The organism is Stenotrophomonas sp. STEN054, from assembly GCF_056854535.1.
Window position 1 is genome coordinate 25043 of the sequence record NZ_JBXFWG010000032.1, and the last position, 21026, is coordinate 46068.

20 protein-coding genes are annotated in these 21026 nt (G+C 67.8%); 13 read left to right on the forward strand and 7 right to left on the reverse strand.

Features of this window, described 5'->3' with window-relative positions; genetic code table 11:
* Positions 1-37: 37 nt before the first annotated feature.
* Entirely contained in the window at positions 38-2503 is a 2466-nt protein-coding gene (gene ligA, locus AC1VXD_RS13390; RefSeq protein WP_482992455.1) for an NAD-dependent DNA ligase LigA, read from the reverse strand.
* A 170-nt stretch (positions 2504-2673) separates the two neighbouring features.
* On the opposite strand from ligA, the gene AC1VXD_RS13395 reads away from it, so the two are divergent.
* On the forward strand, positions 2674-3786 hold the full coding sequence (locus AC1VXD_RS13395; RefSeq protein ID WP_482992456.1) for a pyridoxal phosphate-dependent aminotransferase: 1113 nt from the start codon (positions 2674-2676) through the stop codon (positions 3784-3786).
* Positions 3787-3836: 50 nt separating this feature from the next.
* Here the strand turns inward: AC1VXD_RS13395 and zipA are convergent, their stop codons facing one another.
* The 6 genes from zipA to AC1VXD_RS13425 form a co-directional block, all read right to left on the reverse strand.
* Positions 3837-4574: a cell division protein ZipA gene (zipA, locus tag AC1VXD_RS13400; protein ID WP_482992457.1), complete on the reverse strand. Its 738-nt coding sequence runs from the start codon at positions 4572-4574 to the stop codon at positions 3837-3839.
* Between the two features lie 46 nt (positions 4575-4620).
* Positions 4621-8124, reverse strand: coding sequence for a chromosome segregation protein SMC (gene smc / locus AC1VXD_RS13405; RefSeq protein ID WP_482992458.1), 3504 nt, complete (start codon positions 8122-8124; stop codon positions 4621-4623).
* A 246-nt stretch (positions 8125-8370) separates the two neighbouring features.
* On the reverse strand, positions 8371-8823 hold the full coding sequence (rplI, locus tag AC1VXD_RS13410; RefSeq protein WP_079222386.1) for a 50S ribosomal protein L9: 453 nt from the start codon (positions 8821-8823) through the stop codon (positions 8371-8373).
* Between the two features lie 105 nt (positions 8824-8928).
* Positions 8929-9159: a 30S ribosomal protein S18 gene (gene rpsR / locus AC1VXD_RS13415; protein WP_002804494.1), complete on the reverse strand. Its 231-nt coding sequence runs from the start codon at positions 9157-9159 to the stop codon at positions 8929-8931.
* 11 nt (positions 9160-9170) lie between these two features.
* Positions 9171-9608, reverse strand: a complete 438-nt coding sequence (rpsF, locus tag AC1VXD_RS13420) for a 30S ribosomal protein S6 (protein WP_006376493.1) — start codon at positions 9606-9608, stop codon at positions 9171-9173.
* A gap of 192 nt (positions 9609-9800) precedes the next feature.
* Entirely contained in the window at positions 9801-10139 is a 339-nt protein-coding gene (locus AC1VXD_RS13425) for a HesB/IscA family protein (RefSeq protein ID WP_482992459.1), read from the reverse strand.
* A gap of 129 nt (positions 10140-10268) precedes the next feature.
* Here AC1VXD_RS13425 and asnS point away from each other — a divergent pair, with 129 nt between their 5' ends.
* From asnS to AC1VXD_RS13485, 12 genes are all read left to right on the forward strand, one after another.
* Positions 10269-11663 (forward strand): asparagine--tRNA ligase, encoded by a 1395-nt coding sequence (gene asnS, locus AC1VXD_RS13430; RefSeq protein ID WP_482992460.1) that lies wholly within the window; start codon positions 10269-10271, stop codon positions 11661-11663.
* A 33-nt stretch (positions 11664-11696) separates the two neighbouring features.
* Positions 11697-11996 carry a hypothetical protein gene (locus AC1VXD_RS13435; RefSeq protein ID WP_482992461.1) on the forward strand — a complete coding sequence of 100 codons (300 nt, stop codon included), beginning with the start codon at positions 11697-11699 and terminating at the stop codon, positions 11994-11996.
* Positions 11997-12003: 7 nt separating this feature from the next.
* Positions 12004-12318: a hypothetical protein gene (locus AC1VXD_RS13440; protein WP_108769257.1), complete on the forward strand. Its 315-nt coding sequence runs from the start codon at positions 12004-12006 to the stop codon at positions 12316-12318.
* Between the two features lie 10 nt (positions 12319-12328).
* Positions 12329-12967: an FMN-binding negative transcriptional regulator gene (locus AC1VXD_RS13445; RefSeq protein ID WP_482992462.1), complete on the forward strand. Its 639-nt coding sequence runs from the start codon at positions 12329-12331 to the stop codon at positions 12965-12967.
* Between the two features lie 71 nt (positions 12968-13038).
* Positions 13039-13701 (forward strand): carbonate dehydratase, encoded by a 663-nt coding sequence (can, locus tag AC1VXD_RS13450; protein ID WP_164075106.1) that lies wholly within the window; start codon positions 13039-13041, stop codon positions 13699-13701.
* 19 nt (positions 13702-13720) lie between these two features.
* Positions 13721-14242, forward strand: a complete 522-nt coding sequence (locus AC1VXD_RS13455) for a 3-hydroxyanthranilate 3,4-dioxygenase (RefSeq protein WP_482992463.1) — start codon at positions 13721-13723, stop codon at positions 14240-14242.
* A 141-nt stretch (positions 14243-14383) separates the two neighbouring features.
* On the forward strand, positions 14384-15658 hold the full coding sequence (gene kynU, locus AC1VXD_RS13460; protein WP_482992464.1) for a kynureninase: 1275 nt from the start codon (positions 14384-14386) through the stop codon (positions 15656-15658).
* A gap of 31 nt (positions 15659-15689) precedes the next feature.
* Entirely contained in the window at positions 15690-17057 is a 1368-nt protein-coding gene (locus tag AC1VXD_RS13465; protein WP_482992465.1) for an FAD-dependent oxidoreductase, read from the forward strand.
* Positions 17057-18496 (forward strand): exodeoxyribonuclease I, encoded by a 1440-nt coding sequence (gene sbcB / locus AC1VXD_RS13470; RefSeq protein ID WP_482992466.1) that lies wholly within the window; start codon positions 17057-17059, stop codon positions 18494-18496. The genes AC1VXD_RS13465 and sbcB overlap by 1 nt, the downstream gene beginning before the upstream one ends.
* Positions 18493-19179 carry a DUF2461 domain-containing protein gene (locus AC1VXD_RS13475; RefSeq protein ID WP_482992467.1) on the forward strand — a complete coding sequence of 229 codons (687 nt, stop codon included), beginning with the start codon at positions 18493-18495 and terminating at the stop codon, positions 19177-19179. Before sbcB ends, AC1VXD_RS13475 begins: the two co-directional genes overlap by 4 nt.
* Positions 19179-20171 (forward strand): aldo/keto reductase, encoded by a 993-nt coding sequence (locus AC1VXD_RS13480; protein WP_482992468.1) that lies wholly within the window; start codon positions 19179-19181, stop codon positions 20169-20171. Before AC1VXD_RS13475 ends, AC1VXD_RS13480 begins: the two co-directional genes overlap by 1 nt.
* Before the next feature lie 42 nt (positions 20172-20213).
* The gene (locus AC1VXD_RS13485; protein ID WP_482992469.1) at positions 20214-20765 is read left to right on the forward strand and encodes a DUF2939 domain-containing protein; all 552 of its coding nucleotides are present in this window, start codon (positions 20214-20216) and stop codon (positions 20763-20765) included.
* The last annotated feature ends 261 nt before the right edge of the window (positions 20766-21026 follow it).

Genomic DNA, 21026 nt, shown 5'->3' on the forward strand with positions numbered 1-21026 from the left:
GCATCAGGCCGGGCGCGCATGGCGCCCGGCGGGGTCATCATTCGTGTTCGGCCAGGTAGGCCAGCAGGCGGTCTTCATCCCACACCGGCACGCCCAGCGACTGCGCCTTGTCCAGCTTGGAGCCGGCCTCGGTGCCCGCCACCAGGAAACTGGTCTTCCTGGAGACGCTACCGGACACCTTGGCGCCCAGTGCCTCCAGGCGGTCCTTGGCGGCATCGCGGGTGAGCTGGGCCAACGTGCCGGTGAGCACCACCGTCTGCCCATCCAGCGGACCGGCCACGACCTCGGCCAGCGCCGGCGCCTTGGCCAGGATGTGCTGCATCTCGGTTTCTGCCGCCAGCAGCATCACGCCATGGCCATCCGTATCCAGCCACTGGGCGACGCCACGCGCGGTGTCATCGGGCAGGCCGGCATTGACGAACTGGCCATGCTCGGCATCGAGCACGGCCTGTGCGCTGGGCAGCACCGCCACCAGCTTTTCCGCACGCAGGCGGGTGATGCCGGGAATCTCGGCTTCCACCAGCAGCTGGGCCAGGTCCAGACCCTCGCGCAGCTTCGCGCTCGGCGGATGGGCATCGCGGATGCGCACCTGGCCGACCTGCAGCAGCGCGTCGATGGCGTCCTGGTTGCCTTGCTGCTCGAAGAAGTGGCCCAGCGAGCGCGCCACTTCGCCACCGATGTCCGGCACGCGCTTGAACAGCGGCCACGGCAGACGGCGGATCAGCGCCAGATCACCAAACCACAGCGCCAGCGCCTTGGCGGTGCTCTCGCCCACGTGTTCGATGCCGAGTGCGAACAGCAGCCGTTCCAGGCTGGCCTCACGGCTGGCATCGATGGCGGCGATCAGGTTGTCGGCCCACTTGGTCGCGATCTTCTTCGTGTTCCATTCGAACGCCGCCGGCTGCACCAGCGCCTGCGCGCGCCACGCCGGGTCCTGGCCGTCGAGCTTGAGCACGGCCTTCAGCACGTCGCCACTGCCTTCGGCCGGCAGATGCGGCTTCAGGTTGTTGGCCAGCGCCGAGGGATCCTCCGCATCGAGCACCAGTTTCAGGTGCAGCAGCTGGTCGCGGGTGAGCTGATACAGATCGGCGACGCGCTTGACGATGCCGGCGTCGACCAGGGTTTCGATGTACTTGTCACCCAGGCCATCGATATCCATCGCACGGCGCGATGCGAAGTGGGCGATGGCTTCTTTGCGCTGCGCCGGGCAGGACAGTTCGCCCGAGCAGCGCCACGCGGCGGCACCTTCCTCGCGCACGATCTCCGAGCCGCACACCGGGCAACGGGTCGGCATCTGCCACGGGGTGGTGCCCTGCGGACGACGGTCGAGGATGACGCTGACCACTTCGGGGATGACATCGCCGGCACGGCGCACGATCACGCTGTCGCCCACGCGCACGTCCAGGCGTGCGATCTGATCGGCATTGTGCAGGGTGGCGTTGGACACGATCACACCGGCGACCGCCACCGGCGCCAGACGCGCGACCGGCGTTGCGGCACCGGTGCGGCCGATCTGGATCTCGATCGCCTCCACCGTGGTGCTCTGTTCCTGCGCCGGGAACTTGTGCGCGATAGCCCAGCGCGGTGCGCGCGACACGAAGCCCATTGCCTGCTGGCCGGCGCGGTCATCCAGTTTGTAGACCACGCCATCGATATCGAACGGCAGGCCGTCGCGGCGCTCGCCGATGTCACGGTAATAGCCGAGCAGGCCGTCGGTGCCGTCGACCACCTTGCACAGTTCGCTCACCGGGAAGCCCCAGGCACCCAGCTGCACCAGCGTGCCCGAATGGGTATCGGGCAGCTCACCGCCCTGCACTTCGCCGGTGCCGTAGGCGAAGAAGCTGAGCCTGCGCTGTGCGCTGATCTTCGCATCCAGCTGGCGCAGCGAACCGGCCGCGGCATTGCGCGGGTTGGCCAGCACCTTGCCACCGTGCAGGCGCGCGCGATCGTTGTAGGCCTCGAAATCGGCGCGTGACATATAGACCTCGCCGCGCACTTCCAGCACGTCCGGCCAGTTCTGGCCGTGCAATCGCTTGGGTATGTCGCCGATCTCGCGCAGGTTGGCGGTCACGTCCTCGCCCGTGCTGCCATCGCCACGGGTGGCGCCCAGCACGAACTGGCCGTCCTCATAGCGCAGGCTGATCGCCAGGCCGTCCATCTTCGGTTCGGCGGAGAACTTCAGGCTGCGACGCCCCAGGCGCTCGTCGATGCGGCGCACGAAATCGGCCACTTCCTCATCGCTGAAGGCATTGGAAAGCGACAGCATCGGCACCGCGTGGCGCACTTCGGCGAAACGACCGGACGGACGCGCGCCCACCTGCTGGGTGGGGCTGTCGGCGCGGGCCAGCTCCGGGTGTTCCTGCTCCAGCGCTTCCAGCTCGCGCACCAGCCGGTCGTAGTCGACGTCGGGGATCTCCGGCGCGTCCAGCTCGTGGTAGGCGCGGTTGGCCTGGGCGATCTGCCGGCGAAGGTCTTCGGCGCGTTCGGCGGGGCGGGAGCTCATCGGGATCCGATACTTCTGGGATGGCCGTGAATTCTACCGCGCCCGGGTGCCAGGCCTCGTCATGCCCGCGCCGCTCGGGGCCGGATCCCCGAGGGGCTCTGACCCCGCCCGACTTGCTGCCCGCTCCCACCAGCGTTAGCGTGCGGCGGTTGCCCTTCGGAATCCTGCCCGTGACCCTGCCCGCTTCCCGCCGCCACTTCCTGCAACTGGCCGGTGTCGGCCTCGTCGCCGCTGGCAGCGGCCTGCCCCGCCTCGGCCAGGCGCAGCCCGCCGCGGCTCCCGCCACCGGCCCGGTTCTGCTCAACTTCAACGAGTGCCCCTACGGTCCCTCGCCCGCCGCCCAGCAGGCTGCACGCGACAGCATTGCCGGCAGTGGCCGCTACCGGTTCGCCTTGGCTGGACAGGTTCGCGATGCCTTCGTCGCCCACGCCGGCATCCCGGCCGAGCATGTGCACCTGTACCCCGGCTCCAGCGAGCCCCTGAACCGTGCGGCCACGTTGTGGACCGGCCCACAGGCGGCACTCGTGGTGGCCGACCCGACCTTCGAAACCCTCGGTGACATGGCTGCTGCGCGCGGCGCCCAGGTGCAGAAAGTGCCGCTGCGCCATGACGGTGCGCACGATCTTCGCGCGATGGCGGCAGCCGCGCATTCGCAACCAACCGGGCTGATCTACGTCTGCAATCCCAACAACCCGACCGGCTCGATCAGCCCGCCGGCCGAGCTGGCGTGGCTGCTGGCCAACAAGCCGTCCGCCACCCGCGTGCTGGTGGACGAGGCCTATCTGCAGTACAGCGATCAGCCCAGCCTGATCGCACAGGTTGCCCCGCGCGATGACCTGATCGTGCTGCGGACGTTCTCCAAGCTGTACGGCATGGCTGGCCTGCGGCTGGGCGTGGCGGCAGCCCACCCCGACCGCCTGCGCGAACTGGCCAGCCTGGGCGAGAACCCGCTGCCGGTGCCGGCGCTGGCCGCCGCACTGGCCAGCCTGCAGGACCCGCAGCTGATCGCGCAGCGCCGGCTGCAGAATGCCAAGGTGCGCCAGGCCACCATCGCCTGGCTGGGCAAGCGCGGCTTCAGCTGCGCACCTTCGGAGGCGAACTGCTTCGTGGTGGATGTGCAGCGCGATGGCAACGCTTTCGCCAAGGCGATGGCCGACAACGGCGTGGTGATCGGCCGCAGCTGGCCGATCTGGCCGCAGCGCGTGCGGGTGACCGTCGGTACCGAAGAAGAAATGGCGGCGTTCCGCCAGGCGTTCGCGAAGGTCGCCGGCGTACCGGCGTAAGCCCATCCGGGTGGGTGCCGACCGTTGGTCGGCACACCGGAAAAACGCTTTTACCAGCGCGGGGTCTTGGTCAGCGGCGGCGCTTGGTGCTGGCGGTCGTACGCACGCAGCTCATCGCGGATGTGCGCGATGCGCTGGCGGCCCAGCGCGTTGCGACTGTCATCCAGCACCACGCCATCAAGCAGCTCGGCCATGCGCTGCACGGTCGGCAGCATCTTTTCCCAGGCATCGAGCGCGGTCAGCGGCGCCGGCAGGGTCAGGAAGAAGGCGATGGCCGGGGTTTCCATGGCGCGGATGTTGGCCATGTCGAAGCTGCCCGGCTTCATGATGCTGGCCATCGAGAAGATCGGGCCGCGCTCCGGATGGCCTTCCACCAGGCGGTGGAACACGTTCATGTGGCCGAACACCAGGCCGGTCTTCTCGGCCGCCACCACGATGTCCTCGCCACGCAGCTGCTCACCGGCACGGGCGGCCACGAACAACGACACGATCTTGTCGAAGTCCTGCGTCGCGCGCTTGCCCAGATCGCTGCTGCCCGGATCGGTATCTGCCAGGCCGAGTTCGGCCTGCTGGCCTTCGTCGCCCAGGCCCGGCTCGCCGCGGCCCTCGGCCAGGGCCACGCCGTCTTCGCCCAGCACCGGCTCGCGACGCTCGCCGCTGGCCGGTTCGGCGCTTTCCACGCGGCGCCCCTGCGGCTTCTTCTTCGGGCGGCCAAACAGGAAGATCGCAGCCACCAGCAGCAGGCCGGCGGCCAGGATGCCGATGCGCAACAGTGCCGTGTCGGTCATTCAGTAGGTTCTCCGGCAAATCCATTCAGGTAGTAAGAATCGCATGTCACGCAGCGCCAGCCAATCGCGCTGCTTCTTCAAGATCCACGCTGACCAGGCGGCTGACGCCGGGCTCGCGCATGGTGACGCCCGAGAGCTGGTGGGCCGCCTCCATCGTAGCCTTGTTGTGGCTGACGAACAGGAACTGCACCTTCTCGCTCATCTCCTTGACCATGTTGGCCAGACGGCCGACATTGGCTTCATCCAGCGGTGCGTCCACCTCGTCCAGCAGGCAGAACGGCGCAGGGTTGAGCTGGAAGATGGCGAACACCAGCGCCACCGCGGTCATCGCCTTTTCGCCACCGGACAACAGCGAGATACTGGAAACGCGCTTCCCCGGGGGCCGGGCCATGATAGTCACGCCGGTGTCGAGCAGGTCTTCACCCGTCAGTTCCAGGTAGGCATGGCCGCCACCGAACAGGCGCGGGTACAGCGCCTGCACGCCGGCATTGACGCGGTCGAACGTGTCCTTGAAGCGGCCGCGGGTCTCGCGGTCGATCTTGCGGATCGCGTCTTCGAGGGTTTCCAGCGCGGTGGTCAGGTCGGTGTGCTGCGCATCCAGATAGTCCGAACGCTGCGAGGCCTCGCCGTACTCGTGGATGGCCGCCAGGTTGACCGGCTCCAGCCGGCGCATGCGCCCGTCGATCTGGTGCACGGCCTGTTCCCAGTCGCCCAGGCGCGCATCATCGGGCAGCGCGTTGAGCACGTCCTGCAGCACGAAACCAGCCTTTTCCACCGCGCCCTGCAGGGTCTCGGCGCTGAGCACCAAGGCCTGCTGGTCGAGCTTGCGCTGGGAAATACGCTCGCGCTGGGCAAGCGCCTGTTCGTCGCGCTGGTGGCGGGTCTGTTCGTAGTTGCGCAGCTCGGCGTCGATGCCATCAAGCAGCGTGCGCGCTTCGGTCAGCACGCGGTCGGCACGCACGCGCTCTTCCAATGCGTTCTGGTGCTCGGCCTGCAGCGACTCGACCGGCGAATCGCCCTCGTCCAGCTGCGAATGCAGCTCGCCCAGGCGCGAGTCCAGCTGGCTGCGCTGGGTGCTCATGCGCTCCAGCGCCTGGCTCAGCGATGCCACCTGGGCGCGCTGCGATTCCAGTGTCAGGGCCAATGCGTGCGAACGCTCGCGCGCCGCGCGTGCCGCTTCACGGGCCAGATCTCGCGCCTCGGTCAACTGGCGGCGCTCGCCTTCCAGTCCCTGCCGCGTCGACTCCAGGTCGCCCATGCTGCTGACCGCGTTCTCCAGCCGCGAGCGCGCCTCACGCGCCTGTTCGCGGTTGACGTCCAGGGTTTCCAGCAACTGCGACAGCTCGCCTTCGATGCGATCGATACGCGTGCGCGCCGCCTCCACCTTGCCCTGCTGTCCCTGCAGCTGGCCTGCCAGCTCGGACACCGCGCGGTGGGCCTGGTACAGCGAGCGCTGCGCGTCTTCGCGCTGCTGCTCCGCCGCCAGCAGCTGCTCACGGAAACCGGCCAGCTGTTCTTCCAGCGCGGCCTCGCGGTCCTGCAGCTGTTCGATCTGCTCGCGCAGTTCGTTGATCTCGCGCTCGCGCAGCAGTGCGCCCTGCTGGGCGGCACCGGAGCGCGACACGCGCAGCCAGCCCTGGCCCAGGCGCTCACCGCCCTGGGTGATGATCGAATCACCGTCGGGCAGGCTGCCCTGCAGCGTCTTCGCTTCGGCCAGGTCGCCGGCACCGTGCAGGTGCGCCAGCAGGCGGCGGATCGCCACCGGACCGCGCACACGTGCGGCCAGCGAGGTCGGCGCCACGTTCAGTTCAGCGGCATCGTCGGCCACCAGCGCGATGCGGCCATCGCCCAGCTCGCCCAATGCATCGACCAGACCTGCCGGATCATCCACCAGCACGCCTTCGATCAACTGACCGAGCGCGCTTTCCACCGCATTTTCCCAGCCCGCGTCGACGTCCAGGCGTTCGCCCACGCGTGCCGCCGAATCCAGGCCATGGGCTTTCAGCCACGCCACGGCAGCGCCCTGTTCCTGGCCGAGTGCGGCCTGCTGGAGGGTTTCCAGCGATGCCAGTCGGCCGCGCAGGCCATTGACCTGCTTGCGCAGCTCGGCCAGCTCGTTCTGACCCGAGCGCTGCTGCTCCTGCACGGCGGTCACGCCCTGCTTGCGGCGCTCGACGTCGTCGCCGAGTTCGTCCAGCGCGGCCTTCTGCGTTTCGTGCTGCAGGAACAGTTGTTCGAAAGCCTCCTCCAGCGCATCCACGTCGAGCCCGGCGCGCTCGGCGGCCAGCGCTTCGCGACGACGGTCGGCATCGAGGATCTGCTTGTCCAGGTAGTCCACGCGGGTGCGCTCGACATCGCCGGCGCGCGAGGCTTCCGAGCTCTGCGAGGTGTGCTGTTCCCAGCGCTGCTGCCAGCTGGCCAGCCGATCTTCGGCCTCGCGCAGGCTTTCCTGCTTGATCTCGTTTTCTTCCTGCAGCGCTTCCAGCTGCGGGGTGGCATCGTCAACGGCTTCGCGCAACACCCTCAGCTTGGCTTCGTCGCCGCTGATATGCTGGCCGAGCTCGGACAGTGCCTGCCGCGTCTCGTCGCGCGCCTTGTGCAGGCGCTGCGACAGTTCACGCTGGTGCTGGATCTGCTGCTCCACCCGGGCCAGCGTGCTGCCCACCTGGTAGACGGCAGCCTGCGCGGTATTGAGCGCGTCAGCGGCCTCTTCGCGGCGCACGCGCGAGGTCTCGATGCGCGCCTCGGCGTCACGCTGGTCGGCGATCAGCTGCTGAAGCTTGGTTTCTTCCTGCGACAGGCCTTCGCGCAGCTTGGACAGGCGCCCGTCGAGGCCACGGAACTCCAAAGCCTTCCACTCGGCATCCTTGACCCGGCGCTCTTCCTGCAGCGCCTGGTACTGCTCGGCCTGCTTCGCCTGACGCTTGAGGTGCTCAAGCTGCTTGCTGATCTCGTCGCGCAGGTCGCCCAGCCGGTCGAGGTTCTCGCGGGTGTGGCGGATGCGGGTTTCGGTTTCCTTGCGGCGTTCCTTGTACTTGGAAATGCCGGCGGCCTCTTCCAGGTACACGCGCAGGTCTTCCGGGCGCGCCTCGATGATCTGGCTGATCATGCCCTGCTCGATGATCGAGTAGCTGCGCGGACCCAGGCCGGTGCCCAGGAACAGATCGGTGATATCGCGGCGGCGGCACTTGGTTCCGTTGAGATAATAGTTGCTGCTGCCGTCGCGGCTGACGGTACGCTTGACCGAAATTTCGTTGAACGAGGCGTACTCGCCGGAAATCGTGTGGTCCGAATTATCGAAGATCAGCTCGACGGTGGCCTGCGAAACCGGCTTGCGGGCGTTGGAGCCGGAGAAGATCACGTCGGTCAGCGAATCACCGCGCAGGCGGCTGGCCGAGCTTTCGCCCATGACCCAGCGCACGGCGTCGATGATGTTCGACTTGCCGCAGCCATTGGGCCCCACCACGCCGGTCATGTTGGTCGGCAGGTGCAGGGTGGTCGGATCGACGAACGACTTGAAGCCGGACAGCTTGATCGTGGAAAGACGCATAGAGGTTCCGGACTGGGGCCGGCGAGCGGCCTGCTTACCCTCCAAGTCATTGATCCTGCTGGGATCGCTGGCCGTGGAACGGGCGTGACGCCCTGAGTATACCGATGTGGGCCGGTTCTACGAGGCATGTTCTACGGGGGCGTGGAACATTCCCCGGGCCCGGCCGTGCGCACAGGGGCCCGCAAAAACAAAACGGGCACCCTTGCGGGCGCCCGTTCTGGTGACACCAGGCCTTTCGGCTTGGGATCAGGCCTTTTCGGCTTCAACCACAACCTTGACAGTGGTTTCGACGTCGGCGTGCAGGTGCACCAGGACGTCGTACTCACCAATGTTGCGGAAGGCGCCTTCGCCCAGGATGACTTCGCTCTTGTTCAGCTCGAAGCCGGCAGCGGTGAAGGCATCAGCGATTTCGCGGGCGCCGACCGAGCCGTACAGCTTGCCTTCGGTCGAAGCGTTGGCGGCGATGGTCACGCTCGCGCCTTCCAGCTTGGCCTTGCGGGCGTCAGCGTCGGCGTGGATGGCCTGGGCCTTGGCTTCGTATTCGGCGCGCTTGGCTTCGAACTCGGCCTTGTTGCTCTCGGTGGCCGGAACGGCCTTGCCCTGCGGCACGAGGAAGTTACGGCCATAGCCCGGCTTCACGTCGACCAGGTCGCCCAGGTTGCCGAGGTTGGTGACTTTCTGCAGAAGGATCAGCTGCATGGTATTGCTCCAGATAAGTTATTCGTTAGCGAGGCGATGCCCCGCAACAAAGGCTGTCCGAATAGCTGGCACAGCGGGGGCGGCACCGGGCCGCCCCGCCGGGCATCAGACGTCGTGGTTGTCGGTGTACGGGATCAGGGCCAGGAAGCGAGCGCGCTTGACGGCGGTCGCCAGCTGACGCTGGTACTTCGACTTGGTACCGGTGACGCGGCTCGGCACGATCTTGCCGTTCTCGGTCAGGTACTGGCGCAGGGTGTTGAGATCCTTGTAATCGATCTCCTTGACACCTTCAGCGGTGAACTTGCAGAACTTGCGGCGACGGAAGAACTTGGACATGTCAGTGCTCCTTAGGCGGCCGAAGCGGCGTCGTCGCCGGCATCGTTGTCAGCGGCGGGGGTGGTTTCGCCTTCTTCGTCATCACGACGACGACGCTCACCACGCTCGGGCTTGTCACCCTTCTCGTCCTTGCTCTTCATGATCAGCGACTGCTCGGTGTCAGCCTCGTCACGCTTGATGACCAGGTTGCGCAGCACGGCGTCGTTGAAGCGGAAGCTTTCGGTCAGTTCGTTCAGAACGGCCTGGTCGGCTTCGATGTTCAGCAGCACGTAATGCGCCTTCACCAGGTTCTGGATCGGGTACGCCAGCTGGCGGCGGCCCCAGTCTTCCAGACGGTGGATGGTGCCGTTGCCGTTCTCGACCAGCGACTTGTAGCGCTCGATCATGGCCGGGACCTGCTCGCTCTGGTCCGGGTGGACCATGAACACGATTTCGTAATGACGACTCATGTTTTTTTCTACCTTTCGGATGTGGCCTTGCGGCCGGACAGCCCCCCGCCGTGGATACCGCGGTGGGGCAAGGGTTCCCGCCAGGAAGGCAGGAAGCCGCGCATTATGGCGCAGATGGGGGTGCCGGGCAACCGGGGCGGCGAAACTGAACCGGTAGCGCCGGGCCATGCCCGGCGGACGCGTGGACCAGACTCAGGCCTTGTCGGCGTCTGTGGTGAAGCTCTCGCCGCAGCCGCACTCGGCGGTGGCGTTCGGGTTGCTGAACGTGAAGGTCTCGCTCAGGCCGTGCTTGCCGAAGTCGATGACGGTGCCGTCAACCAGGGCCAGGCTCTTGGCGTCGACGTAGATCTTCACGCCCTCCTGGTCGAACACGGTGTCACCCTCGCGCTCCTCACGGGCCAGGTCGGTCACGTGGCCCCAGCCGGAGCAGCCGGTCTTGGTCACGCCGAAGCGCAGGCCCAGGGCGCCGGGGGTCTGGGCAACAAAGCGCTGCACGCGCTCGAAGGCGATGGGGGTCAGGCTGACGGCCATGAGGCTCACTCCAGGGGTACGGGGACATTATAAGGAGCCAGGGTCGCGAAAAATGCCTCGCAAGCAGAACGCTGCAACCGGTAAACTCCCGTGTTCACAGATCGAGTCGATCAGCAGAGGATTCAAGTCATGACGGTGGTCAGCGTTGAACATGCGCTTGCCGGGAAGATCCCGGAAGGTGGCGAAGTCACGGTACGCGGATGGGTGCGCACGGTGCGCGGTTCAGCGAATCTGGCCTTCGTCAATGTGAGCGACGGTTCCTGCTTCGCGCCGATCCAGGTCGTGGCCAACGACACCCTGGCCAATTTCGACGAGATCAAGCGCCTGACCAGCGGCTGCTCGGTCATCGCCACCGGCACCCTGGTGAAGTCGCAGGGCAAGGGCCAGTCGTTCGAGATCCAGGCCAGCGCGCTGGAAGTGGTCGGCTGGGTCGAAGACCCGCTCACCTACCCGATCCAGCCCAAGCCGATGTCGCCGGAGTTCCTGCGTGAAGTGGCGCACCTGCGCCCGCGCACCAACCTGTTCGGCGCGGTCACCCGCATCCGCAACTGCCTGGCCCAGGCCGTGCACCGTTTCTTCCACGAGAACGGCTTCAACTGGATCAGCACCCCGATCATCACCACCTCCGATGCCGAAGGCGCCGGCCAGATGTTCCGCGTGTCCACCCTGGACATGGTGAACCTGCCGCGCGACGAGAAGGGCGCGATCGATTTCAGCCGCGACTTCTTCGGGAAGGAAACCTTCCTGACCGTGTCCGGCCAGCTGAACGTCGAGGCCTACTGCCTGGCGCTGAGCAAGGTCTACACCTTCGGCCCGACCTTCCGCGCCGAGAACAGCCACACCACCCGCCACCTGGCGGAGTTCTGGATGATCGAGCCGGAAATCGCCTTCGCCGACCTGGCCGAAGACGCGCGTCTGGCCGAAGAGTTCCTGAAGTACCTGTTCCGTGCCGTGCTGAACGAGCGCGGTGACGACCTGGCCTTCATCGCCGAGCGCGTGGACAAGAACGCGGTCACCAAGCTGGAAGACTTCATCAACGCACCGTTCGAGCGCATCGACTACACCGATGCGGTCAGCCTGCTGCAGAAGTCGGGCAGGAAGTTCGACTTCCCGGTCGAATGGGGCCTGGACCTGCAGACCGAGCACGAGCGCTGGCTGACCGAGGAACACGTCGGTCGCCCGGTGGTGGTCACCAACTACCCCGAGCACATCAAGGCCTTCTACATGCGCCTGAACGACGACGGCAGGACCGTCGCCGCGATGGACGTGCTGGCCCCGGGCATCGGCGAGATCATCGGCGGCAGCCAGCGCGAAGAGCGGCTGGACGTGCTGGACGCGCGCATGGCCCAGTTCGGCCTGGATCGCGAACACTACAGCTGGTACCGCGATTTCCGCCGCTACGGTTCGGTGCCGCACGCCGGCTTCGGCCTGGGCTTCGAGCGCCTGGTGGTCTACGTCTGCGGCCTGTCCAACATCCGCGATGCGATCCCCTACCCGCGTGCCCCGGGCAGCGCGGACTTCTAAGCTCATCCCTACGACCACGGAGGTACTGCTTCCATGACCCTGTTCTTCGCCCTCTGTTTCGTCGGCGTCGCAGTGGCCGGGTTCAGTGCCTTCGTGATCTTCTGGCCATTGACCCTGGTGCACGTGCGCGACCGCCATCCGGCGCTCGCCGCGCGCTTCGGCACTGGCGCCTTCCTCAAGCCCGATGCCCTGGCCTGGCTGCTGCGCCGCGATTACCGCCAGCAGCCGGACCGTTCGCTGTCCGGGCTTGCGACGCCGGCCTGGGTATCGCTGCTGACCCTGCTGGCCGGACTGGGCATGGCCGCCCTGCTCTGGCTGGTCTCGCTCTGGTAACGCACACATGAACGACAACAACGACGCACGTGACAGCTGGTGGCTGGCCAGCCTCGGCAACACCCTGATCTGGGCCCGCCTGCGCGTGCGCCCGGCCGGCACCGCCGAAGTGCTCGACAGCGACGGCAACACGCTGAGCTATGACAGCGAAGACACCGCCCGTTCGCAGCTGTTCGACGCCGAGTTCGTCGAGTACGACGGCCTGGACGAGGAAGATGCGCTGGTGCGTGGCTTCAGCCTGCACGAAGTGCAGCCGCCGCAGGCCGGCAGCGATGAAGGCCTGCGCGGGCGCATGATCCAGTCGCTGGGCGCGCGCGCCTGAGGCGCAAACCATGTTCACCCCGCGCGACTTCGCCGAGACCGACCTGCTGTGGCTCGATCGCCTGCTGGCGCGTGATCCGTTCGTCACCGTGCTGACCACCGCCGCCGACGGACTGCCCGAACTGACCCGGATGCCGGTGCTGTACCGGCGCGACGGAAACCAGGTGGAACTGCGCGGCCACTGGGCCCGCGCCAACCCGCAGTCGCGCCACGACGGCGCGGCCAAGGTGCTGGTCGACGGCCCGCACGGCTATGTGTCGGCCAGCTGGTACCCGGACAAGGAAGCCGCCTCGCGCGTGCCGACCTGGAACTACGCCGCCGCCGAACTGCGCGGCCAGCTGCAGCGCTTCGACGACACCGACGAACTGGCCCAGCTGGTCTCCGACATCGGCGACCGCTTCGAAGCCAGCGTCGGCCAGGACTGGCAGTTCGAGCCGCAGCGTGACGACCACCGTCGCCAGCTGCGCGGCATCATCGGCTTCCGCTTCCAGGTCGAACAGGTGCAGCTGAAACTGAAACTGAGCCAGAACCACCCCGAGGCCAACCAGCAGGCGGTGATCGCCGAACTGGAAAAGCTCGACACCCCGCATTTCACCGAGCTGGCGCAGTGGATGCGCTGGCATCGCGCGCAGACCGCCGCCAGCGACTGAGCGCATTGTTTCCCGCGACGGCGCGGCCGGATGGCCACGCTCCTCGCCCACCCGACGCCAGGGACCCGACCATGAAAGACATCCACAAGCTGCTGCAGAACAACCGCGACTGGGCCGACCGCATCGAAAAGGAAGACCCTGAGTTTTTCCACCAGCTGGCCAAGCAGCAGCATCCGGAATACCTGTGGATCGGCTGCTCCGATTCGCGCGTGCCGGCCAACCAGATCATCGGCATGGCGCCGGGCGAAGTGTTCGTGCACCGCAACGTGGCAAACGTCGTGGCCCACACCGACCTGAACTGCCTGAGCGTGGTGCAGTACGCGGTGGACCAGCTGAAGGTGAAGCACATCCTGATCGTCGGCCACTACGGCTGCGGCGGCGTGCACGCCTGCCTGCACAACACCCGCGTCGGCCTGGCCGACAACTGGCTGCGCCACGTGGGCGATGTAATGCAGAAGCACACCGCGATCATCGATGCCATCGAGACCGACGAGCTCAAGCACGCACGCCTGTGCGAACTGAACGTGATCGAGCAGGTCGCCAACCTGTGCCGCTCGACCATCGTGCAGGACGCCTGGGCCCGCGGCCAGAAACTGATGGTGCATGGCTGGGTGTACAGCCTGAAGGACGGCCGCGTGCGCGAGATGGGCATCGACGTGGGTTCGCAGGAAGACCTGCAGCCGGCCTACGAAAAGGCCCTGTCCTACGTGCCGCGCCAGGGCAAGCGCGACTGACTTCCCAGGGAAACCGACCATGCTCGCCTCGCCGATCAACCTGCACGCCTGGATCGAAGAACACCGCCACCTGCTGAAGCCGCCGGTGGGCAACAAGATGATCGACAACGGCGACTTCATCGTGATGGTGGTGGGCGGGCCGAACTCGCGCACCGACTACCACTACGACGAAGGCCCGGAGTGGTTCTACCAGCTCGAAGGCGAGATGGTGCTGAAGGTGCAGGAAGACGGCGCGGTGCGTGACATCCCGATCCGCGCCGGCGAGATCTTCCTGCTGCCGGGCAAGGTGCCGCATTCGCCGCGGCGCCCGCCCGGCGGCATCGGCCTGGTGGTCGAGCGCAAGCGCCTGCCGCACGAGAAGGACGGCGTGATCTGGCATTGCGAGCGCTGCAACCACAAGCTGCACGAAGAGTATTTCCCGCTGCAGAACATCGAGACCGACCTGCCCAAGGTGTTCGCGCGTTACCAGGCCAGCCTGGAACTGCGCACCTGCAGTGAGTGCGGGCACGTGGACCCGTTGCCGGTGCCTGCGGCGGACTGAACCGTCGCCGGGCGTGGCCCGGCGCTACCGGTGCGCGTGATTCCCAGGTAGCGCCGGACCATGCCCGGCGAGCGCGCCGCGCGGCATCACGCGGGCCCCAGGCGCTACACTGGCATCCCCGTTGCAGCCTGTTGCCCGACCATGTCCGACCTGCTCAGCCGCACCCACGCCATCGCCCTGGACGCCGCCGATCCGCTGCGCCCGCTGCGTAACGAATTCCTGGTTCCGCGCCATGGCGGCGGTGAACAGACCTACTTCGTCGGCAACTCGCTGGGCCTGCAGCCGCGTGGCGCGCAGGCCGCCGTGCAGGAAGTGATGAAGCAGTGGGGCGAGCTGGCCGTGGAAGGCCACTTCACCGGCCCCACCCAGTGGCTGTCCTACCACCGCCTGGTCAGCGCACAGCTGGCCCGCGTGGTCGGCGCGCTGCCCAGCGAAGTGGTGGCGATGAACACGCTGAGCGTGAACCTGCACCTGATGATGGTCAGCTTCTACCGCCCCAGCGCCGAGCGCCCGGTCATCCTGATGGAAGCCGGCGCGTTCCCGACCGACCGCCATGCGGTCGAAGCGCAGATCCGCTTCCACGGTTTCGACCCGGCGGACTGCCTGGTGGAAGTGCAGCCGGACGAAGCCAACGGCACGATCTCGATGGCCGCCATCGAGCGTGCCATCGGCGAGCACGGCGCGCGCCTGGCGCTGGTGCTCTGGCCGGGCGTGCAGTACCGCACCGGCCAGGCCTTCGACCTCGATGCGATCACCCGCCTCGCGCGCCTGCACGGCGCCCGCATCGGTTTCGACCTGGCCCACTCGGTCGGCAACCTGCCGCTGCACCTGCACGATGTCGCGCCGGATTTCGCGGTGTGGTGCCACTACAAGTACCTCAACAGTGGCCCGGGCGCCGTGGCCGGTGCCTTCGTGCACGAACGTCACCACCGCGACACCACCCTGCCGCGTTTTGCCGGCTGGTGGGGCCACGATGAAGCGACGCGCTTCCAGATGGCGCCGCAGTTTAACCCGGCCATCGGTGCCGAAGGCTGGCAGCTGAGCAATCCGCCGATCCTTGGCCTGGCCCCGTTGCGCGCATCGCTGGACCTGTTCGAGCGTGCCGGCATGGAAGCGCTGCGCCGCAAGTCGCTGGCCCTGACCGGTCTGCTCGATGCACTGGTGCGCGCGCGCCTGCCGCAGGTGCTGGACATCGTCACCCCGTCCGAACCGGAACGTCGCGGCTGCCAGCTCTCCTTGCGCGTGCTCGCCGGCCGCGAACGTGGCCGTGCCCTGTTCGAACACCTGCGCGCCATCGGCGTGCTCGGTGACTGGCGCGAACCGGACGTGATCCGCATCTCGCCCACCCCGCTCTACAACCGCTACCTGGACGTGCACCATTTCGTCGAGGAAGTGGAAGCCTGGGCCGGCCTCTAAGCCGCCCCCTCCCCTGCTTCTGGACAGTCCGTTGATCGCACACGCATCCCGCTCCTTGAGCATCATCGGTGCCGGCCTGGCCGGCTCCCTGCTGGCCATCCTGCTGTCACGGCAGGGTTGGCGCATCACCCTGTACGAGCGCCGCGGCGATCCGCGCGTGGCCGACTACGAAAGCGGCCGCTCCATCAACCTGGCGCTGGCCGAACGCGGCCGCAACGCGCTGCGCCAGGCCGGCGTGGAAGGCGAGGTGATGGCCCGCGCGGTGATGATGCGCGGACGCATGGTGCATCCGCGCGAGGGCGAACCGCAGCTCCAGCGCTACGGGCGCGACGACAGCGAAGTGATCTGGTCGATCCACCGCAGCGACCTGAATACCACGCTGCTGGAACTGGCCGAGCAGGCCGGCGCCACCGTGCACTTCCACCGCCGCCTGCACACCGTCGATTTCGATGCCGGCTACGCCCGCTTCATCGATGACCGCGACGACAGCCCGCACGACATCCATTTCGACACGTTGATCGGCGCCGACGGCGCCGGTTCGGCGCTGCGCGGTGCAATGAACCGGCGTGCGCCACTGGGGGAGGACATCGCCTTCCTCGATCATTCCTACAAGGAACTGGAAATCCCGCCAGCGGCCGACGGCAGCTTCCGCATCGAGCGCAATGCGCTGCACATCTGGCCACGCGGCCACTACATGTGCATCGCCCTGCCCAACCACGAAGGCACCTTCACCGTCACGTTGTTCCTGCCGAACAAGGGCGACCCCAGCTTTGCCACGGTCAACACTGGTGCGCAGGCCGAGGCACTGTTCGCCCGCGAGTTTGCCGATACGCTGCCGCTGATCCCGAAACTGCGCGCGGACTGGGAACAGCATCCGCCCGGCCTGCTCGGCACGCTCACCCTGGATCGCTGGCACCAGGCCGGCCGCGCCGTGCTGATCGGCGATGCCGCGCACGCGATGGTGCCCTTCCACGGCCAGGGCATGAACTGCGCCTTCGAGGACTGCGTGGCACTGGCCCGCCACCTGCAGGAGGCCGACGACCTGGAAGGCGCCTTCGCTGCCTTCGAGGCCGAGCGCAAGCCGAACGCGCGCGCGATCCAGCAGATGGCGCTGGAGAACTACCTGGAAATGCGCGATCGCGTGGCCGACCCCGCCTTCCTGCTGCAGCGCGAGCTGGAACAGGAGCTGCAGCGGCGCTGGCCGACGCGCTTCGTGCCGCACTACACCATGGTCACCTTCCTGCACACGCCGTATGCCGAAGCGCTGCGCCGCACGGAGATCCAGCGCGACCTGCTGGTGGCGGCCACGGCCGGCCATGATTCACTGGACAACATCGACTGGGCCACGCTGGGAGCGCAGATCCACGCGCAGCTACCGGTCCTGGAGGGCGCACACTGATGGCCGACAGCTTCCTGTTCTACGATCTCGAAACCTTCGGCCAGGACCCGCGCCGCACCCGCATCGCCCAGTTCGCGACGATGCGCACCGATGCCGATCTCAACGTGATCGACACGCCGGTCAGCTTCTTCGTGCGCCCGGCCGATGATCTGGTGCCTTCGCCGATGGCGACCCTGGTGACCGGCATCACCCCGCAGCAGGCCATGGCCGAAGGCATCAGCGAAGCCGAAGCCTTCGACCGCATCAACGAACAGCTGTCGCGCCCCGGCACCTGCGCGCTGGGCTACAACACCCTGCGCTTCGACGACGAGTTCATCCGCTACGGGCTGTTCCGCAACTTCCACGATCCCTACGAGCGCGAGTGGCGCAACGGCAACTCGCGCTGGGACCTGCTGGACATGCTGCGGATGATGCGCGCCTTGCGCCCCGAAGGCATCCAGTGGCCGCTACGCGAGGATGGCGCCACCTCGTTCAAGCTGGAACACCTGGCCGAAGCCAACGGCGTGCGCGAAGGCGATGCCCACGAAGCGCTGTCGGACGTGCGCGCCACCATCGGCATGGCGCGGCTGTTCAAGCAGTCGCAGCCGCGGTTGTGGGAGTACGCGCTGAAGCTGCGCGACAAGCGCTTCGTCGGCAGCCTGCTGGACGTGGCGGCGATGAAGCCGGTGCTGCACATTTCCATGCGCTACCCGGCCAGCCGCCTGTGCGCGGCGCCGGTGCTGCCGCTGGCCATGCACCCGACCATCAACAATCGGGTGATCGTGTTCGACCTGGAAGGCGAAATCGACGACCTGCTGGAGCTGCCGGCCGAGGTGATCGCGCAGCGCCTGTACATGCGCGCCAGCGAACTGCCCGAGGGTGTGGCACGCGTGCCGCTGAAGGAAGTGCATCTGAACAAGGTGCCGGCACTGGTGGCCTGGAATCACCTGCGCGCCGACGACCACGCCCGCCTGGGCCTGGATGTGGCGGCGATCGAGGCCAAGGCCGAACGCCTGCGCGAGGTTGCCGCGCAGCTGGCCGAGAAGGCCCGGCAGGTGTTCAACCAGCCGCGGCCGGCCACCGTTTCCGACGTAGATGCATCGCTGTATGACGGTTTCCTCGGTGCCGGCGACAAGCCGTTGCTGGCCCTGGCCCGCACCAGTGCGCCGCAGCAGCTGGCCGCGCTGGAAGGCCGCTTCCGCGACCCCCGCCTGCCCGAGCTGCTGTTCCGCTACCGCGCACGCAACCACCCCGACAGCCTCGCACCGGCTGAACGCGAGCGCTGGCAGGATTACCGCCGCCAGCGCCTGCTCGGCGAGAGCGGCCTGGGCGAACTGAACCTGCCCCAGTACGAGCAGCAGATCGAGGCGCTGGCCGCCGAAGCGCCCGATGACGCGCGCCGGACCGGCCTGCTGCAGTCACTGCGCGACTGGGGCCACCATCTGCAGGAGACGCTGTGAGCACGTATTTCTCCGACGCCAGTTTCAAGTTCCTGCGCAGCCTGGCGCGGCATAACAACAAGACCTGGTTCAACGACCATCGCCAGCAGTACGAAGACCATGTGCGGCAGCCGTTCCTGCGCCTGCTGGGTGACCTGCAGCCGGCGCTGACCGAAGTCAGCGACCATTTCCGTTCGGACACGCGCAGCGTCGGCGGCTCGCTGTTCCGCATCCACCGCGACGCACGCTTTTCCCACGACAAGTCGCCGTACAAGACCTGGCAGGGTGCGCGCCTGTTCCATGAGCGCCGCCGCGAAGTGGCTGCGCCCTCGTTCTACATCCACCTGCAGCCGGGCGAGAGTTTCGTCGGCGCCGGCCTGTGGCACCCCGAGCCGGACACGCAGCGGCGCATCCGCCACTTCATCCTCGACAACCCGGGCAGCTGGAAGGCGGCCGCGCACGCGCCCGCCCTGCGCAAGCGCTTCGATTTCGAGCAGAACGAGAAGCTGGTGCGACCACCGCGTGGCTTCCCCGCCGACTTCGAGTTCATCGACGACCTCAAGCACCGCAACTGGGTGATGTGGCGCACGCTGGACGACGACACCATGACCGGCCCGCGCCTGCTCTCCACCCTGGGCAAGGACCTGGCCGCGCTGGGCCCGTTCGTCGATTACCTCTGCGCTGCGCTGGACCTGGAATTCTGATGCCGCTGGAACTGCCCCTGGCCCGGCAGCGGCGCCTGCTGGGCCGCACCGGCCTGCAGGTGTCGCCGATCGGCCTGGGCTGTTCCGGCTTCTGGGGCCACCGCCGCTTCGCCGAAAGCGACGCCGCCGCCGTGGTCGAACACGCGCTGGCGCAGGGCGTGAACCTGCTCGACACCGGCCACAACTATTCGGGCTTCCATGCCGAACCGCGCCTGGGCCGCATCCTGCGCCCGCTGCTGGCGCGCGTGCCGCGTGAGTCGCTGGTGGTGTCCAGCAAGGGCGGCACGCTGACCGGCCAGGCCGGCATCAGCGGCGCCGAACAGCGCGATTTCTCCGCCGCGGCGATCACCGCCAGCTGCGAGGCCTCGCTGCGCAACCTCGGCCTGGAGTATCTGGACATCTACCAGCTGCACGGCGCCAGCGAGCACGACATCAACGATGAGCTGCTGGCCGCGCTGCAGCGCCTGCGCGAACGCGGGCTGGTCCGCCATACCGGCATCAATACCCATTCGGCCAGCACGCTGCGCTGGATGATCGAGCACCCCGAGGCCTTCGACGTGGTGCTGCTGGACTACAACGCCCTGCAGCAGGACCGCGAGCCTCTGATCGACCAGCTGCACGCGGCGGGCATCGGCGTGCTGGCCGGGACCGTGCTCGCACAGGGCCACCTGCTGCCAGCCCGTCCGCGCCTGCCACGGCTGGCCGACGCCTGGTACCTCGCGCGGACCTGGCTGAAGCCGAGCAGCCGCGCCCTGATGCACAGCGCCCGCGCGATGCGCCATGCGGTGGCCTCGGTAAACAGCCAGCACCCGGCCCAGACCGCCTTTGCCTACGTGCTGCAGCACCCCGGCGTGGCCAGCGGCATCCTTGGCACCACCCGCGTTTCCAGCCTGGACCAGGTGCTGCGGACCCACGTGCAGGCGCTGCAGGGCGCCGAGCGGCAGCGGCTGGTGGCGGCCTTCGGCGATGGCAGCGGCTCGCCCAGTCACTGACGCTTAACCCGCGGCGCCCGCAGTTGCGGCAGTCTGGGGGCCATGAAGAAGCTCATCGGCATCCTGGTTGCCCTCGTCCTGGCCGTCGTCGCCTGGTGGTTCAGCGGTCCGTACCTGGCCGTGCATGGCCTGTCCAGGGCGATTGAACAGCGCGATACCGCGCGCCTGGAGCGCTACGTGGACTTCCCGCGCGTACGCAGCAGCCTGCGCGCCCAGCTCAACGACTATCTCGTGCGGCAGGCCGGGCCGGACGTGGGGTCCAGCCCGTTTGGCGCGCTGCTGTACGGGCTGGGTGACCAGCTGGGTGGCGCGGCGGTGGACACCATGGTTACGCCGACCGGCATCGGCGCGATGCTGCAGGGCCATGTGCTGTGGAAGCGTGGCCGCAACGAACTGCAGGGCGGCGATACGTTCGGCGCGACCGAACCGGCGCGGCCGTTGAAAAACGCCGAACATCATTTTGAAGCGCTGGACCGTTTCGTGGTGGACGTCCAGCGCGGCCCCGGCGAGCCGCCGATGAGAGTGGTGCTGGAACCGCAGGGCCTGCGCTGGAAGGTGGTGGACCTGCAGCTGGGGATGTCGGGCAGCCCGTAGCTCCTTGCCGCTGCGCTCGCCGGGCATGGCCCGGCGCTACCGGACGCGGGCGGCCGTAACGCGCCCCGCTGCGCTCGCCGGGCAGGGCCCGGCGCTACCGGATGCGGGCGGCCGTAACGCGCCCCGCAGCGCTCGCCGGGCATGGCCCTTCGCCACCGGGCGCGGGCGGCCGTAACGCACCCCGCTGCGCTCGCCGGGCCAAGGCCCCCGCGAACCGGTTCACGGGGCCGATGTAGACACCCCCCCAGACCCACCACCCAA